Origin of the sequence: Bacteroides sp. K03 (genome assembly GCF_019734355.1) — a bacterium.
In the GTDB taxonomy this organism is placed as follows: Bacteria; Bacteroidota; Bacteroidia; order Bacteroidales; family Bacteroidaceae; genus Bacteroides; species Bacteroides nordii.
The window spans coordinates 39,716-56,832 of sequence record NZ_JAASHC010000036.1 but is presented as its reverse complement, the minus strand read 5'-3'; the positions used below and the strand labels follow the sequence as shown (position 1 = coordinate 56,832).

Below are 17,117 nucleotides of genomic sequence, written 5' to 3'. Positions count from 1 at the left end.
AGGACGTTCATCGTAGAGAAACAGGACGATCGTCGTAGAGAAACGGGACGTTTCTCGTAGAGGAAAAAACAAAAATAACAACGCGCTGAATAGCAATAGATTACAAAAAAATAATAAATGTACACTTATTTTATTGAAAACAAGTAAGGATTGATGATAACAAAAAAAATAGAAATGGGAAAATACGCACAGATACTAAGCGAAGATTTATAGTATGAACAATACATATATAACACGTTAAATACCAATATCATATTGATGATAATACAACTCTCTTATATTTATGACATCCGGATGTTCTTGTCAAAAACACCCGGATGTTTTAGCCCACAACACCCGGATGTTTCCTATAAGAACACCCGGGTGTTGTGGTTTCTTAATCCTTGAGTTATTCTCATTATTAAAGCTATTGCTTACATATATAAAAGCATACTGCTAAAAATAGGAACATTGTACAAGTTGGATATTCTCTATAAAACAGAAAGAATACAAGATTTTTGTAGAATCTCATTCATAAGCAATGTGCTTCTCTCATAATACAAATTCTCAGAAGCTTTAATTAAAGTAATATAAGAATATAGCAATACCTTCGAGCGCTTTCTTTGGCTGATCTTTAATTTCAATAACGAATTTAATTTCAGCTTTTGCCACACCACGCAAATTGGTCAGAGAATGAAGACTTGCCACCATACGAACACTCTGCCCTGGCAATACAGCCTGGCCGAATTTCATCTTATCCATACCATAATTTATCATCATCTTCAGGTTATTCACTTCAATAATCTGGTTCCACATATAAGGAAGCAATGATAAAGTAAGATAACCATGAGCAATAGTACTATGATACGGGCTTTCTACTTTGGCACGCTCTGTATCGACATGAATCCACTGATGATCCAAAGTTGCATCGGCAAAAAGATTAATACGTTCCTGCGAAACTTCCAAATAATCCGAAACTCCGATTTGCTGACCTACTAACTTTTCAAATTCCTCATACGAATTGATAATAACCTTCTCCATATTTCTTATATTAAATTGATATTTTACAAAAAAACATTTTAGTACGTATGTGATAGTACGTACTAAAATGCCACAAAGATATAATTTTTTGGATTAAGCAGGAGCTTTTATATGACAGACGTTTCGTATGCACTGGTCAGCATTTCATAATCGGCATCTGTATACTCTCCTTTTTCCCGTACTTTCTGTGCTTGCTTGATGAAAGTTTCAACTTGCGCCAGGAATGCCTGATAAGCTTTCATATCGTTTTCGTGTCCTGCTACGACAGGAAGTTTTCTGGCTGCTTCTAATTGCCTGGTAAGTTCGGCTATTTTCAGATCAATGCGTGCAGTTTCCATCACAACATGCTTACGGGCATACAAATTAATAATACTTTGCATTGTAGATGCCATTTTGCGAACAGACATAATTTGTTCTTTTAACGGACTGTCTGCCAGAAGCACCTGTTCAGCCTGTTCGGTAAAAGGACTCAGAATATCAAAAACATTCATTTTATACTCAGCCATCTCTATACTCAGCCGATAACTCACTTCGAGGAGCTGGTTCGCTTTAGTATAATCCTTTGTTTTCAAATAAGACAAATAGGTATTGAAATTGGAATAAAACTGAGCTCTTGAACGAAACAGACCTGCATAGTTCTGTTTCAGGTTCTGACGGGTCTCTTCGTTAAAGCAAGTACCCGGATTCATCAGCATCACAGTATCTTTCTCAGAAATGGCAGGAGGTACAATAGGCGTAAGAGCAGGAGCTTTATCTTTCTGTTCCATATATCCCAGAACAGCATTCACATCTTTCTCATTCACTACATCTTCCAGTACACTAAGAGAAGTATTGTAATACTTAACTACTTCCATTGCACTTTCTACATCTGCCGTACTCACAGAAGTAGTTGATTGACTCTTATTTCCTCCCGAACAAGAGGTCAGTAAAAAAGCACCGATCAGTGCTCCAAATAATAATAAATTCTTTCTCATAATTCTTTTCTTTAATAATTTTACAAACAAGATAAGCCAAAAGACAGGCGACATTGCACTAATAACAATATAAATGACGTTTTGCTTTCGGATATTTTATAAATTTAAAAAAGAAGCAGATATTTATCATATAAACAAAAAAAGGCTACGCATCACGCGCAGCCAATCCTTGTTAACCTTAAATCTAATACTTATGAAAAAAACACTGTACAAAGATACCGATTCTCAGGAAATCAGCAAATTTCATAGTCTTTAAAGGCCATATTATAACATGGTTTAATGGTAAAGAGATTGAGTTAACACTTTAGAGTTATTACGTTAACAATTAACATATACATTTACAATCCGGAGAGGTCACATATGGACATAAAAAAAGGCTATCTATCCCAGACAGCCAATCTTTGTTAACCTTAAATCTAATACTATGAAAAACACAATGCAAAGGTACAGATTTTCAAGAAACCTCCAAATATCCGTGACATAACGGGGTGTATTATAACATGGTTTAATAGAATCGACCGGCCATTAACACATTCAGCGTATTCCGTTAACATTTAACAGATTTATAAACAAATGAACCGATAAAAGAATGGCAGATGCAAAAGTCACTAATGAAAACGGAAATCGTATTAAACCAAGATATAGAAAAATAACCTTTTCTTATAGCTGATTGTTTTAAAACAGAAGAACCCACATAAACCATTCTATCATGAACAGATTTGAAAATAAAGTAACCATCATTACCGGTGCAGCCAGCGGTATTGGAGAGGCAACCACCCGTCGTATCGTATCCGAAGGAGGGAAAGTAATAATCGCTGATTATTCTAAAGAAAAGGCTGACAAACTGGCTACCGAACTAACTCAGTCCGGAGCAGATGTGCGTGCCACTTATTTCTCGGCAACCGTACTTCAAAGTAGTAAAGAACTGGCAGAATTTGCCATGAAAGAATATGGGCAGGTAGATGTACTGGTAAATAATGTGGGCGGAACCGACCCCAAACGAGATGGCAATATCGAGAAACTGGACATAGACTATTTTGACGAAGCATTTCATCTTAATCTATCCTGTACAATGTATCTTTCACAACTCATTATACCTATAATGAAGGTACACGGTGGAGGTAATATTGTTAATGTGGCTTCCATCAGCGGAATTACTGCTGATGCAAGTGGTACACTTTATGGTGCAAGTAAAGCCGGAGTAATTAACTTGACCAGATACATAGCCACACAAGTAGGCAAAAAGAATATCCGTTGCAACGCCGTAGCTCCCGGACTTGTACTCACTCCTGCTGCTTTAAACAACATGAATGAAGATGTACGCAATATTTTCTTAGGACAGTGCGCTACTCCTTATCTGGGAGAACCGCAGGACATCGCAGCTACTATTGCCTTTCTGGCCTCGGAAGATGCACGATACATCACCGGACAAACCATAGTAGCAGATGGAGGACTGACCATACATAACCCGACAGTAGAATTGGCATAACCTCTCAATCAGCTATACTATATTTTTCTTAAAACTAACCACTTAGCCTGTTTAAACTCTCCTCTTAAAAACTCTCTTCAGCTTATCCCAAGGAAATTTTAAACAGGCTCTTAAAATTTATTCCCTTTTTCTTTTTGATGTTACCGATAGGAAATATACTTTTGTGACCAAGTAGTAACAACAACAGAATAATGGAAAAAGAAGTAATTAAAAACAGGCAAACCACAGAAATGAATCTTATCAAAGCCGTTGACGAACTTATCGAAGAAAACGGATTCGAAGGATTGGGTATAAATGCTGTAGCGGCTAAAGCCGGAGTTTCCAAAATGCTAATTTATCGCTATTTCAATTCATTGGATGGATTAATAGCAGCTTACATCCAGCAACATGATTACTGGATAAACTTCGACGAACAACTGCCGGACGAAGAGCACATAGGCGAATTTATCAAAGAAATATTCAAGAGACAAATTGCTATGCTAAGACAAAGTTACACACTCCGAAGATTATACCGATGGGAATTGACATCCAACAATACTTTTATTAAAGAACTACGGGAAAAGAGGGAAGCAAAGGGAATATGGCTGGTAGATGCTGTCAGCAAACTATCTAAACATCCTCAGAAAGAAACCGCAGCAATGGCAAGTATTCTCACTGCTGCAATCAGCTATCTCAGCTTGCTGGAAGAAAACTGTCCGTTTTTTAACGGGATTAACATTCAGACCGAGGACGGCTGGAAAGAATTGGAAGAGGGCATTAATATACTGATAGATATTTGGTTAGAAAAACGATAAAAAAGAAAATGAACAAGATGACAATAATAGGAATCTGCATTTTTGCCCTGTTATCGGGTGGATGCAACAAAGATTTGGTGGAGTATCACAGCAACGGCATCAGGATATCAATTGAAAAGGGAGATGAATGGTTACATGATTTCCCTCTGTTTTTAGGAATCAATAAAAAGAACCCGCCACAAATTGCAATATGGACAGAAGATACAGAAGGACATTATCTCTCTACAATCTATGTAACACACAAAATAGCTACGCAAACCTGGCAAGCGGCAGGAGGAAACCGAAGAAAAGAAGCACTTCCGCATTGGTGTTATTCCAGAGGTGTAAAGAATGAAGACGGACTATACCTGCCAACCAAAAAATCACCCCTGACAGATGCTGTCACCGGAGCAACTCCTAAAGGAAGTTTTGATGTAAAACTAACTCCAACGGGAAAGATAAAGAAATTCATTGTAAAAGTGGAAATAAATCACTCAACCGACTGGAATGATGCCTATCCGAAATCGGCTCAGCAAGGAGATTCCAACTACTCAGGGGGAAAAGAAGGAAGTGGGCAACCAGCACTGGTCTACGCAGCGGAAGTGAATCTGACGTCAGGAGAAAAAGAGTTTCAGTTAAACCTCATTGGACATAGTAGTCCGGACGGAAGTGACGGAGGTATTACAACGGACATCTCCTCAATAACAACCGCACTGAACATTGTAAAAAGCATAACTATAAACCTGAAATAATGAAACGATTTATCCTCCCATTATTTGTATTATTTAGCTCAACAATAACTGTTCTGGGACAAACCGATACAAAAAAGATTTCCTATACTACCAATTTGGGAACAGGACTTCCGATGAGTTCTCCGGCCCATACACCATTCACATGGGAGGTTATGGGACATTATCACCTTAGTCAACGATTTGCAATAGGTGCCGGTACAGGCCTCTCAGTGTACGAAAGAGTACTTATACCCCTTTATGCAAATGTACAATTCTTCGTCACCAAACCCAAAAAACTGACTCCATATCTTGCATATAATGCCGGCAGCGCATTTGCTCCTGGCAAAGAAGCCAATGGAGGTCTATACCTCTCTCCCTCCGTCGGAATGCAACTGAAGATATCGCATAAACTGAAAGTAAATTTGGCTATAGGATACGAATTGCAGAAACTAAAACGGGTTAAAAAAGACTCGAACGAATATTTCACAACGGAGTTTGAAGAACAATTATCCCACAATTCAATAACCTTCAAAATAGGATTGACGCTATGAAAGAAAAAAGAGCTGACTATCTATTCATGATAGAACAGGCCACAAAAGCACCTTCGGGACATAATACACAGCCATGGTTGTTCCGCATCTGCGAAGATAGCATTGAAATACATCCGGACAACCGGAAAACATTGCATGTGGTAGACAGAAACCGAAGAGAAATGTTTGTTTCACTGGGGTGTGCCACGGAAAATCTATGTATAGCAGCCGAAAGTATAGGATATGCCAGCAAGGTACATGTTTCGGAAGAAGGAATCATCTCCATAGAACTTCATTCCGTGGACAATCAGAAAAAGCCATTACTCTCCGGACAAATAGCCGAAAGGCAGACCAACCGAAGTATATATAATGGAAAACAAATTCCGGAAGAGGTAATCAGAGAGTTACTTACCCTTGAAAAAGAAGAATACATCGGGATATACTGCTGGCAGAAACAGAGCATAGAGTTCAACAAAATACGGGATTACGTACTGGCAGGAAATAAAATACAAATGAGTGACAGTCGTTTCAAAAACGAACTGAAAAGTTGGATGCGGTTTAACAAGAGGGATGAGCAACAAACCCTGGACGGATTGAGTTATGCTGTATTCGGAGCTCCTAACCTCCCCAAATGGCTATCACGTCTCATAATGGGAGCATGTCTGACACCCGGGATGCAAAACAAAAGTGATGAAAAGAAAGTAAACTCCTCCTCTCATGTTGTACTTTTCACTGTTGAAAATGATTCTATCCCGGAGTGGATTCAACTTGGACGCACACTGGAACACTTCTTACTAAAAACGACGGAAGCAGGCATTGCCACCGCCTTCATTAATCAACCTTGCGAATTGAAAGTACTGGCAAAGCAAATGCAATGTGAAGTAATTCACCAAACAGGAAAAGAAAAAAGAATCCCGGTAGTATTGTTGCGTATAGGATATGCCAAACCAATGCCTTACTCTCCCAGAAAAGAGAGATATGAAGTAATTATATCTGAGTAGAGTAGCGTTTCTTCTCAACAAATACTAACTTTATAGTGTTTTCTTAAAAAAAGACCTACAGATGATGATTCATACCATACTCGATACAGACCTCTACAAGTTTACCACTTCGTATGCTTATATAAAGTTGTTTCCCTATGCAATGGGGACTTTTAGTTTTAAAGACAGAGATGAAACAGCCTACACAGAAGTATTTCTGAGTAAACTGAAAACAGAAGTGGCCAACCTGGCTAAAGTGACATTGGCTGATAAAGAACTGGAATATATGACCCGTAACTGCAGATTCCTACCACCGGTATACTGGGAATGGCTCTCTTCTTTCCGGTTCCAACCGGAGAAAATAGACATCCATCTGGATAAAGAACATCACCTGAATATCGAAATAACGGATTACCTCTATAAATCGACACTTTACGAAGTACCATTGCTAGCCATTGTTTCAGAAATAAAAAACCAGATACAGGGAAACGTAGCCAACACGGAAGAGATAATCTGCAAACTATCCGAAAAGGTGGTACTCTCAAATGAACATCAGTTGTCATTCTCTGAATTTGGTACGCGAAGACGATTTTCTTTTGATGTGCAGGACAGAGTGATAGGGTATTTAAAGAAATCTGCACACTACTGCACAGGCACATCGAACTGCTACTTTGCTATGAAGTATAAGATGAAGATGATGGGAACGCATCCACACGAATGGTTCATGTTTCATGGAGCGCAGTTCGGTTACAAACATGCCAATTACATAGCACTGGAAAACTGGGTAAATGTGTATGACGGCGATCTGGGTATCGCACTGTCCGACACTTATACTTCTGACATCTTCCTGACTAATCTCAGCCGCAAACAAGCAAAACTATTTGACGGTGTACGATGCGATTCGGGAAATGAATTAGAATTCATCGATAAACTGACTGCACGCTATAAAGAACTTGGTATCGATTCAACAACTAAAACAATCGTGTTCAGCAATGCACTCGACTTTGGCAAAGCACTGGAAATACAGGAATATTGCCGTGGAAAAATAAGATGTGCTTTCGGTATCGGTACCAATCTGACGAACGACACCGGATTTAAACCTTCTAACATTGTAATGAAGCTGACCCAATGTAAAATGAATGTCAATCAGGAATGGCGCGAATGCGTAAAACTGTCTGATGATATAGGTAAACATATCGGTAGCCCGGAAGAAGTGCGGGCATGTTTATACGATTTACGACTGGGATAACCGATACTCCTGTGGAGCCATTCCTGCATAACGCTTAAAATAACGGGCAAAAAAAGAAGAGTTAGGAAAATTAAACCGTTCTGAGATTTGGGTAACAGTAAGCGTAGTAGACTTCAGTAGCGTCTTTGCCTCACGTACGGTAAAGTCGGCTATCCAATATGACGGAGTATGCCCGGTGACTTGTTGTATCACCCGCGCCAAGTATTTGGAAGTAATGCAAAGCCGATCGGCATAGAAAGATGTCTCCCTATGCATAGGAAGATGTTCATGCAAAAGACTAAAGAATCCATCTGCCAATTCCTCCCGATGAGTGGCAGTAGTCTTTATCGGATAATTGGCATAAATAGCACTCACCTCAGCAGTAAAAATGAATGCAAGCGAACGAAGAATTTCCTCATAAGAAGGATGCGTTTTAAATGTATAATGAATATTTATGGCTGCATGCCACTTCTCCAACCGCTCTTGCTCTATAGCCGTAAGAAAGAGAAACGGGGTATGCTCTATCTTTTCCGAAATAAGTGTGGGAAGCACATACGGAACAGTCATCGAATCGAAACGAAAAGCAAACGTAAGACAACGGAAATCATCAGTACACATCACCGAACGCAACAAACGTGAAGGCAACAAAGTGAGCAATGCCCCAGCCGACAATGTATACGAATGATTGTCTATCTCTACCGTAGCCTGCCCGGCCGTAGTAAGTACAAACACAAGTCCAACCATCGCATTACGTTGTGATCCTCCAATCGGAAAAAAACGAAAAAAAGCACCTGCCTCATCAGATATAAAGAAAGAAGTTTCCATTTTTAATACTTTTCCAATGTGTCAATCCAGGAGTGTGCAAATGTTCTACCTTTACACACAAATGACTATCAATAAATCACACATTACATTAGTTCATATTTATCCTAATAAACTTGTTACAAATATACCTATTCTTGATGATACAATTTAGACACTTATATCCAACTTGACAGCAAATAACTTGTTATAACAAAAAATAATAACTCATAGAAATACAAACTTTTATTAATATTAAAAGCTTTATTATTATGGAAAAGAAAAAATAAACTTAAGTAATGAAAGATTGTTAACATTACGATTACACAAGTAATAAATAGATTCGATATTATAATAATAAATGAAGAAAAGTATCCCTCTGCCCTAACAAGTAGAACAGAAAAGATACTAAAATAGATGACTACTAATTAATCAAGATAAGAACATCTTTGGTATTATCCTGTATATTCTCTATTATATCTCCATTCGTCAGCATAATCATGGTAAATTTACTTCGGATATATTCTTAAAAAAATTACTAAAGAACAACAACTGATAATCTATAGAATTACTCCAATATTGAAAAGTATGTCCTCCCGGACGAACAATATAATCATGTGCAATTTTTTGTTTAAGAAGTTTTTGATGAAGATTATTATTTACCTGAAAAAAGAAATCATTATATCCGCAATCTATTATCAAACACAAACTCCCATTTTTTAATTTATCAATTTGGTTTATAACAGTATAATGTTCCCAGATCTGTTTACTAGATGACTGTTCACCTAAGTGTTTTTTTATTTCCCATTTATCAGGAAACAAAGTTATATCAACTCCTCCACTCATACTTCCGGCAGCACCAAATATATCTTGATGCCGAATAGCCAACCATAAAGCTCCATGTCCGCCCATACTTGCACCTGTTATAGCCCGCCCTCTCCTGTCCGATACTGTGACATAATTTTCATCAATATATTCTACCAGCTCCTTAGTAATAAAAGTTTCAAACTGAGACTTTGGTTCTTCAAGACTATCCCAATACCAACTATTTTCGGCATTAGGGCAAACGATCATAATTCCATATTGATCAGCAAGTATAGGTAAATCCGATTTAATCTTATCAATCCACACTTTATGACTATCATGATATCCTTTATTACTGTAGCCATGTAACAAATATAAAACCGGGAAACGCGATTCAGCTTTTTTTGTGTCGGGCGCAATAACAATACAAGGTATATCCCGATTCATTTTTTCACTTTTCACTTTAATAGTATCAACAACAGAGGAGTTAATCGGAATACATATCCATAAGCAAATCAATAATAATAACGACTTCAATACCATAATAAAATATTTTATATGAACTTCCTTATCGATTAGTTTGATTTTATCTAATTACAAGAATCGCTATTAACTAGTCTGTTTAAATACTCGTCCATAAAAAGTAGTGTTTTCACAGATTTGTAAGTACAGTTCATCCAAAAACTTTTTCCAGGTCTCACCATCCATAATGTAGCCAGAAAACCAGAAGAAGCATCTTGCCAGATTGTTATTGTATTGGTCAGACTTATTGCTTTTGCCAACAATAACGGATCTTTAGTCCTATCATAAGCCGCCATAAGAGCATTAATCACATTACACGCACTATCATCTACCGGAGTTTGATAATGATATTGTTCGAAGACGCAAGGAGTTCCTATCGGATAAATACCATTTTTATCCGCTTCTACATTCCAAATGGTAAACTGATCTTCACAAAAACGTATCAAATCCAACGCATCCTTAATATCCTGAGCTGTAGATTCTTCATCTTTCAACAATAATTCCGCATACGGAGCTACCGTGCAGTTTGTCATATTCTCATAACGATGAATAAAAACCGTCATATCCTCAAACTGACCATGCCAGTCATAAGCCGGATATATATCTTTTTTTATATAATTATAAGCCCTTTCTCGAGCTGTCTCGAATTCAGTATAACCACATATTCTCAACCGGTCAAAAAGAGAAATCAAAGAAGTTGGTATCGCTTTAGCATCATTAACTGGAATCCCACTTTCATAATCAACTTTTACTGGCCACGAACCATCATCCGCTTGATTCTTCAAATACGTTCTAGCAATTCCAAGTGCGTGGTCAAGATATTTTTTATCATGAATCAAATCATATAAATCCAAAAAAGCATCAGCAACAAAAACCGCCTCCATCATCATTGCCTTACCAATATTTTCTTCCTTCCTTGCTGTCAGTTCCTTTCCATAATAAGTTGGAGGGAAAAAAGCCAACGGAGCATCTACTGGAAGACTGTTGTCAATTAAAAATTGCGCAGCATTCTTTGCTATTTCTATAGCACTTTCTTTGTAGTCAGAATTTAATTTAGCAATCATTACCGCTACAGAAACAGTAGCTCCAACAATTTTACAGGGATAGGCATTATGAATATAGCTCATATCCGGTTCCGATGACGTCAACCAATGTTTAAAATACGGCTGGTGACAGAAATAGAACAAACCTTTCATAGCAGCTTCTTTATAAGAACGTACACTCGGAACATAAGGACCGATAAACGGATACTTTTTTTCAAAGCTACGTCGTCCTGCCTCACCTATGTATCGATCTTTTTTATCAAAAGATGCCACAACTAATTCATTCTTTCCTACCGGAACTTTATCCCAAACAGTAGATAATGGAGATAATATCGAATTTGTCCTAAAACTTATAGTATCATTAATAGTAAAAATGTAATACGACGCTTTTTTCTGCGGAACAAACTCGAAAACTGGCGCATAAGTAAAGGCCTTTGCATATTTATTCCAAAACGGAATACTTATCCCATCTCCCGGCCTGATCGGAGTTAAATATTCCACAAGTGCCTGTTTGTTCAACTGTTCAAAATCCAATCCCAATAAACTCTCATATGATTCAAACTTCTGAGCATTCAGATTAGAAACCGTAATAATGGAAACAAATATTGCAACTATTTTTTTTATATTTATCTGTAACATAATTCACATATTTATACATATTAAAATTACTTTCGTAATCATAAATCTATTGATTATCTATAATATCGAAATAAAATATACCACTTCCGGCAGTTGCCGTGTGTATTCGCTGTTTTTTTGCATCGGCAACTACAGAGATCCAACGTAAGCAGCCAAGTGAAGAATCATAGATATCCGTCCACTCATTCCCCTCATCGGTACTGATAAGAAGCTGTACCGGAGTATCTCCCAACGGATGATTCGAACAGGCTAAAACCATCAAACTCCGTCCGTTCTCATCCCTGCTTATCGACATGGAACTTGCATTATATTTTTTCTTCCCAAAAGGTTTTATCTTAGACCATGAGAGCCCATAATCTTCACTTTTCCACAATCCCCCATTCCAAAAACCCGCATATATCACTCCACTTCGATACGGATCGGCATATACCAATGCCAAGACAGTGTTTCTCTTTTTATCGAATGGCAGTTTATCACTTATTTTAACCCAGCTTTTACCTGCATTATCACTTCTAAAAACACCTTCGGTCCATTCTCCCACATAGATCACATTCTTTTTAAAAGGATCGAGAGCTATCATCTGCCCGGTTCCACACCCATTCTTACGCTGATGATTCACAATAGGAGTCAGATCTTTATCAATCTGAAATTCTTCAGCCGGTAATGTATCTATATTTCCCCAACAAGGATTACAAACTTTTTTCCAATTTTCTCCGTAATCATTACTCATATAGATACCGGCAGAAGTTTCATCTTCAGTCTTTGCAATTATATTACCCTCCATATAAGCCCAAAAGCGACCTGGTACCAACGGATCTTCTTTTATATCCTGTATAAAATTATCCCCTTTCCTCTCCCAAACGACACGACCGGTCTTCCCCAAATCGTCACTTTTATATAATTTCATATATTGTCCTTTACGTTGGGAAGCAAATAACATAAGATCCGGCTCACGCATAGAAAAACTTACCGTTCTTCCAGGACCAACCGTTATGGGAGCCATCGTATACGATTCACTATCGTCAAACGATAATGCCGGAGCATGATCGCATACTCCACATGCCCAAACACCCTCACGAACAGGATGTTTTACTAATGTCTCACAACAGATTATTCCTATTCCTTTAAATTGATGACCATAATAATTTTTACCTCCGTCATAAGTCGTGGTTACTCCCCACCAATTAGCAATAAATAATTTATCCGGCTTTTCACAATCCGGCAAAATATGAGATATGGCACTTCCTATTTTACCAGGATTACGCCCATGCCATTCTTCTGGAAATTCAAACATATTTTCTGGTTTGCAATCGGGACTAAGAGGATACCACGAATTCCCTCTGTCATCAGATTTATAAATTGTCACCGGATATTTTGTTGGAAATTCTTCAGCTGCATAAAAAACATCCGGATTTTGAACTGATTGTACTAATGTACGGTATTTTGATTCCTGCGGTAAATCTTCTATTTTCGCAAATGTCCTTCCTCCGTCACAACTACGATATACCCCTTGTTGGGAAGCAAACAACACTATATCCCCATTGCCTGCAATCACCAACTCGTATAAAGCTATATCATTCCCTTCAAAAAGTACTTGCCAATGTTTTCCTCCATCCTCTGACATATATAACCTACCAGGTTTATTTCGTGGAAAATCTTGAAGTTCACCAAGTTTATATTTTATTTGTGCTTTTACAAGTTCACCCTTAAACATCGCCTGATCAGAAATAGTTCCTACATAGATCCGGTTATTATAATACTTCACGCATGAAATACGATCGCCCGACAATCCCGAATATTTCCAAGATTCTCCGCTATCTCTACTAATCCAAATCCCTTTAGAATAGGTACCCGCTGTAACTTCCCCTTTTCTATCAGGATTATAACATATCAATTCTCCAAATTGGCGCGTAGGTCCGTTTCCATAATAATCCAATCCATCTTTTACTAAATACCAGCTTTTACCACCATCCGTAGAACGATGTATTCTTCCTACAAAACAAAAATCCCGAACATCTCCAGATGCACGTAATAAAGATTGATTATCAAAAGGATCCAAAGCCAAAGAATGACAATAATGGTCAGACATTTTATCAAGACCAGCATTATAAGGCATCCAGGATTTTCCACCATTCACACTCTTAAAAACACCGGCAACATCCGAACGAGCATAAAGTACTTCTGGGTTAATAATATCCTGTATAATACCAACGATGTATCCCCCTCCGCCCATATCAGTTTGATAAACCTGTACGGAATAATCCCCTTTAGCGGTAGACCGCATATCTATTTTTAAAGGTTGTCCCACGGCAGAGACATTCACACACAGAACAATAACTATTACAATAAAAAAAATATTTTTCATGTTGCTTTTTTATAATACTAAGTTTCACAATCTGATTTAATGATCAGAATATAAACTTTATAACTTTCATTTTACCATCACGCACTACTTGAATAATATTCACGCCTCTTAGAAGTGATGAATTTGGTATGAAATATTCCAAGTTTTCTCCGGAAAACAAAGAATCAAATAATACTCTACCATCCATTGATATCATTTTAACATTGGTCTGCGAACGTACCCGATTATTAAATATGAGCTGAACTCCACCAAGAACCTTTTTTACCCGAATATTATCTTCCCAACTGTCACATTCTTTCAATCCTGTATCATCTGGAGTTTTCAATTCGAAATAAATAGGTGCTCCGTCATTCATAGTTACGCTGATCAGTGTTTCTGCCTGCGAATTACTACAAATCGTAACTCCATCGACTGGCTCAACCAACTCCCAATTTCCATTTACTGTCAATGTTGTAGAACTAGACGTAGAATGCCATCCATAACTTACATCGTCTTTTGGGCACAAATCAGGATTACAGACTGCAAGTTTATAACGATTCTTAACGGCATCCTGATGTACCATCAACAAATGCCTGAAAGTCGTTGCCTTTACGATTCCAAAGTCCAAACCATCCACTGCATCAAAAAACGCATAGGCAGTAGTGTTGCCCGGTAAATACGTAAGAGCGTGTAAATTGGCAGATTGTGCCTCAACCCGAAATAGTTCTCCCCCATGATTCTGTAGCTGTTGAGAAAGGGCAATCATCTTCGGTACTGTAACCGACGGAATAACGACAAAGATATCTTTCGCCCCGGTTGGCTTCACGCCGTGATCAATATACGCTTTTGCTGCCATTGCTGTTCCTGTCGGACTAGCATAATCTGCACCTGTTTGGCTTGGAGTAGTCTGTTCTCCGTATGCTAAGACAATTGGATCATTCCCTTTAGGAACAAAATAACCAGTACCCGCAGGCGTAATAAACCAGTTATCATTATCACCCATGATCCGAGACTCTCCCTGGATTGCCATTTCTCCATTCACAACCAAATCTCCGACATAATCTGTCACAATATTCTGGAACAGATTGGTTGCTGTAATCATATCATCACTATACATACCTGAAGAAGTGATATCACTCCCCATACAAATAATCATATCTCCAAACGCAAACATACTCTTCTTAAATTCCAGATTAGTAGGAAGATAACACTCCGTATTTCCCCATTTATCTATCTGTGAAAAATCAGTGGCAAAGATTCCATTTGAATCCATAGCCAAAGCACCCGAAAAATTCTTTTCTTTACTGTATTGGTCAAAGCGCTGGGTCGTTGACTGAGCCGGCATCATATCCAACCATGAAGTATAATGTACCGTTGTCGTACCAGGCACTACATTCCAATCCCAACCGCCTACGGCATTATTTGTCGGATAACCATTAGCAGCTAAACTCCCATCATAAAGTACATCCAAACTACCATGACTTTGATAACGTCCGAAGCGATTTTGCCCACTATATATTTCTGCTCCCCAAAACTTAGAAGTAATTGAACGCATTGACACGACCCAATTTTTTTTTCTAAAGATAGCTGCCGGACTATAATTAAATGCATAAAAGCCCGCATAATCTACCGCATCTACGGTATAATCACTATTTTCAAAAAAATAATTATATGCAGCTTTCAATTCTTCGTCATTTCCCTTAATATCATCACCCGTTTCTATCAACTGCTTAAAATGTTCTCTACTGTACTCTAATGAGATTCCTCCTCCAAAACAATTACGCCCGGCAAACGTATTGGAAAAGAAATGATTCCCATCCAAAAAGCTTTTTGTAGCCATTATATACACAGAAAGTACAGCTTTTTTAAAACGTTCATAAGCGTCCTCCGCTATGCAGAAAGAAGTTCCTCTCAATCCCCACATACATTGAGTCCAAGGCATATAGGAGTACATATAATTATTATAATGAGTATTATGATGAAATCCCGTACCGTCAGACTTCAATATCCCTTTACTACCGGGAGTATATTCCGTATTACGTTCGATATAACGTTTCACAGCTTTCAACTCCCTTACGGCAACAGCGTCATCTGTCTGTAAAGCTGCTATAGCCAGAAAATGAGGCAGATATAAATACACATAATCTGATACAAGATTCACTTTATATGTTTCTTCCGGACGATACGCTTCATTATAATAGCAAAACCATTGCACAAAATCGAGAAGACGTTGTCTTAAATCGCCCTCACAAGCATATGCAACATCTAATACAGCAGCAGGAATTTCTTTACCCGCAGTATAAAAATTCATCGTCGAGGACATCTCATAATTACATCCTTCTCCTATTCCTTGGTCAAGAATATAACGTACCGCCCTCAAGAACATTTCCTGATAAATACCGGCTTTTGACAAATTGGCCAAATGTACGAATATACTTTGTATATAAGAGTCATTCAACGCACCATAAGTGGTATCAATAATTTTTCCACACAATGTTCCATCCATATTCTCAACAATATTCAGAGCATTTACAAAATCCAACGCTCTCCTGACCTGCAATGTAGTAGGAGTTGTCAGTATTCTATGCTGCCTCTCTCGAATTAACGCCAAGTCGGCCAGTTCCTCAAACGAAGGTTGGGATATTGGAATATCCCGTTCAAATGCATAAAGCTCAAGATAAGAAGTTCTTCCTTTTAGATATTCCCTATCGAGAACCATGTGAGGACCATGTATTTTCATCTCAAGGTTCGTTAAGTTATTAAACTCCATGTTATCAAACAATATCCTCCGACTTCCCGCTACATTTTTATTCAACTTCAGCGCAATCTCCACTTGAGTTATATTCGTAGCTGTTTTGGTCTTATACTCCACATAAGTACGGTTAAACTCCCTCCAACCCACGAAATTACATAAGACATTAGCTCTTCGTTTAACCGTATTCCCGTTTATGAACGAGATGGTTATCGTATCATTTGTAACTCTTGGAGAATAGATGTAGAAAAACGTTCCATTCGTAGATAACGCTTTAAAAGCCAAAGGAAAGGAAATATTCGAGTTTGTATTAGCCATCCATTCCAATGAGCTTTTCCCTTCCTTGTATGTAACTGCTGTCAAAGCGAGTTGTCCTCCTGTCACCGTCCAATCTGACGGTATGACGTCTTCAAATGTAAAAAGAGTTTGAGACTTCATTGAAACGGTGACAAGTATACCAAACAAAATAACTATTATTTTTTTCATA

13 protein-coding genes are annotated in these 17,117 nt (G+C 38.0%); 6 read left to right on the top strand and 7 right to left on the bottom strand.

Translation table 11 applies throughout. From position 1 onward, the window contains the following. Positions 1–555: 555 nt before the first annotated feature. Both HCG69_RS18260 and HCG69_RS18255 read right to left on the bottom strand, forming a co-directional pair. Positions 556–1,020 carry a MaoC family dehydratase gene (locus tag HCG69_RS18260; RefSeq protein ID WP_002562392.1) on the bottom strand — a complete coding sequence of 155 codons (465 nt, stop codon included), beginning with the start codon at positions 1,018–1,020 and terminating at the stop codon, positions 556–558. Positions 1,021–1,127: 107 nt separating this feature from the next. Then, a complete protein-coding gene (locus HCG69_RS18255) occupies positions 1,128–1,994 on the bottom strand; it encodes a hypothetical protein (protein WP_221651208.1) in 867 nt (288 codons plus the stop codon). 709 nt (positions 1,995–2,703) lie between these two features. On the opposite strand from HCG69_RS18255, the gene HCG69_RS18250 reads away from it, so the two are divergent. From HCG69_RS18250 to pncB, 6 genes are all read left to right on the top strand, one after another. Then, positions 2,704–3,483 carry an SDR family NAD(P)-dependent oxidoreductase gene (locus tag HCG69_RS18250; RefSeq protein ID WP_221651207.1) on the top strand — a complete coding sequence of 260 codons (780 nt, stop codon included), beginning with the start codon at positions 2,704–2,706 and terminating at the stop codon, positions 3,481–3,483. A gap of 191 nt (positions 3,484–3,674) precedes the next feature. Next, on the top strand, positions 3,675–4,277 hold the full coding sequence (locus HCG69_RS18245) for a TetR/AcrR family transcriptional regulator (RefSeq protein WP_221651206.1): 603 nt from the start codon (positions 3,675–3,677) through the stop codon (positions 4,275–4,277). 8 nt (positions 4,278–4,285) lie between these two features. Next, the gene (locus HCG69_RS18240; protein WP_221651205.1) at positions 4,286–5,008 is read left to right on the top strand and encodes a hypothetical protein; all 723 of its coding nucleotides are present in this window, start codon (positions 4,286–4,288) and stop codon (positions 5,006–5,008) included. Continuing rightward, positions 5,008–5,538 carry a hypothetical protein gene (locus HCG69_RS18235; RefSeq protein ID WP_221651204.1) on the top strand — a complete coding sequence of 177 codons (531 nt, stop codon included), beginning with the start codon at positions 5,008–5,010 and terminating at the stop codon, positions 5,536–5,538. The genes HCG69_RS18240 and HCG69_RS18235 overlap by 1 nt, the downstream gene beginning before the upstream one ends. After that, positions 5,535–6,518, top strand: coding sequence for a nitroreductase (locus HCG69_RS18230; protein ID WP_221651203.1), 984 nt, complete (start codon positions 5,535–5,537; stop codon positions 6,516–6,518). The genes HCG69_RS18235 and HCG69_RS18230 overlap by 4 nt, the downstream gene beginning before the upstream one ends. Positions 6,519–6,579: 61 nt before the next feature. Beyond that, complete coding sequence (gene pncB, locus HCG69_RS18225) at positions 6,580–7,746, top strand: nicotinate phosphoribosyltransferase (RefSeq protein WP_221651202.1); 1,167 nt, start codon at positions 6,580–6,582, stop codon at positions 7,744–7,746. On the opposite strand, the gene HCG69_RS18220 is transcribed toward pncB, so the two are convergent. From HCG69_RS18220 to HCG69_RS18200, 5 genes are all read right to left on the bottom strand, one after another. Continuing rightward, entirely contained in the window at positions 7,732–8,550 is an 819-nt protein-coding gene (locus HCG69_RS18220) for a helix-turn-helix domain-containing protein (protein WP_221651201.1), read from the bottom strand. The two genes, pncB and HCG69_RS18220, sit on opposite strands and share 15 nt — an antisense overlap. Before the next feature lie 474 nt (positions 8,551–9,024). After that, entirely contained in the window at positions 9,025–9,873 is an 849-nt protein-coding gene (locus HCG69_RS18215; protein WP_221651200.1) for an alpha/beta hydrolase family protein, read from the bottom strand. A gap of 47 nt (positions 9,874–9,920) precedes the next feature. Then, a complete protein-coding gene (locus HCG69_RS18210) occupies positions 9,921–11,534 on the bottom strand; it encodes a hypothetical protein (RefSeq protein ID WP_221651199.1) in 1,614 nt (537 codons plus the stop codon). 46 nt (positions 11,535–11,580) lie between these two features. Beyond that, the gene (locus HCG69_RS18205) at positions 11,581–13,899 is read right to left on the bottom strand and encodes a hypothetical protein (RefSeq protein WP_221651198.1); all 2,319 of its coding nucleotides are present in this window, start codon (positions 13,897–13,899) and stop codon (positions 11,581–11,583) included. 43 nt (positions 13,900–13,942) lie between these two features. Then, on the bottom strand, positions 13,943–17,116 hold the full coding sequence (locus tag HCG69_RS18200; RefSeq protein WP_221651197.1) for a polysaccharide lyase family 8 super-sandwich domain-containing protein: 3,174 nt from the start codon (positions 17,114–17,116) through the stop codon (positions 13,943–13,945). Position 17,117 lies beyond the last annotated feature (1 nt).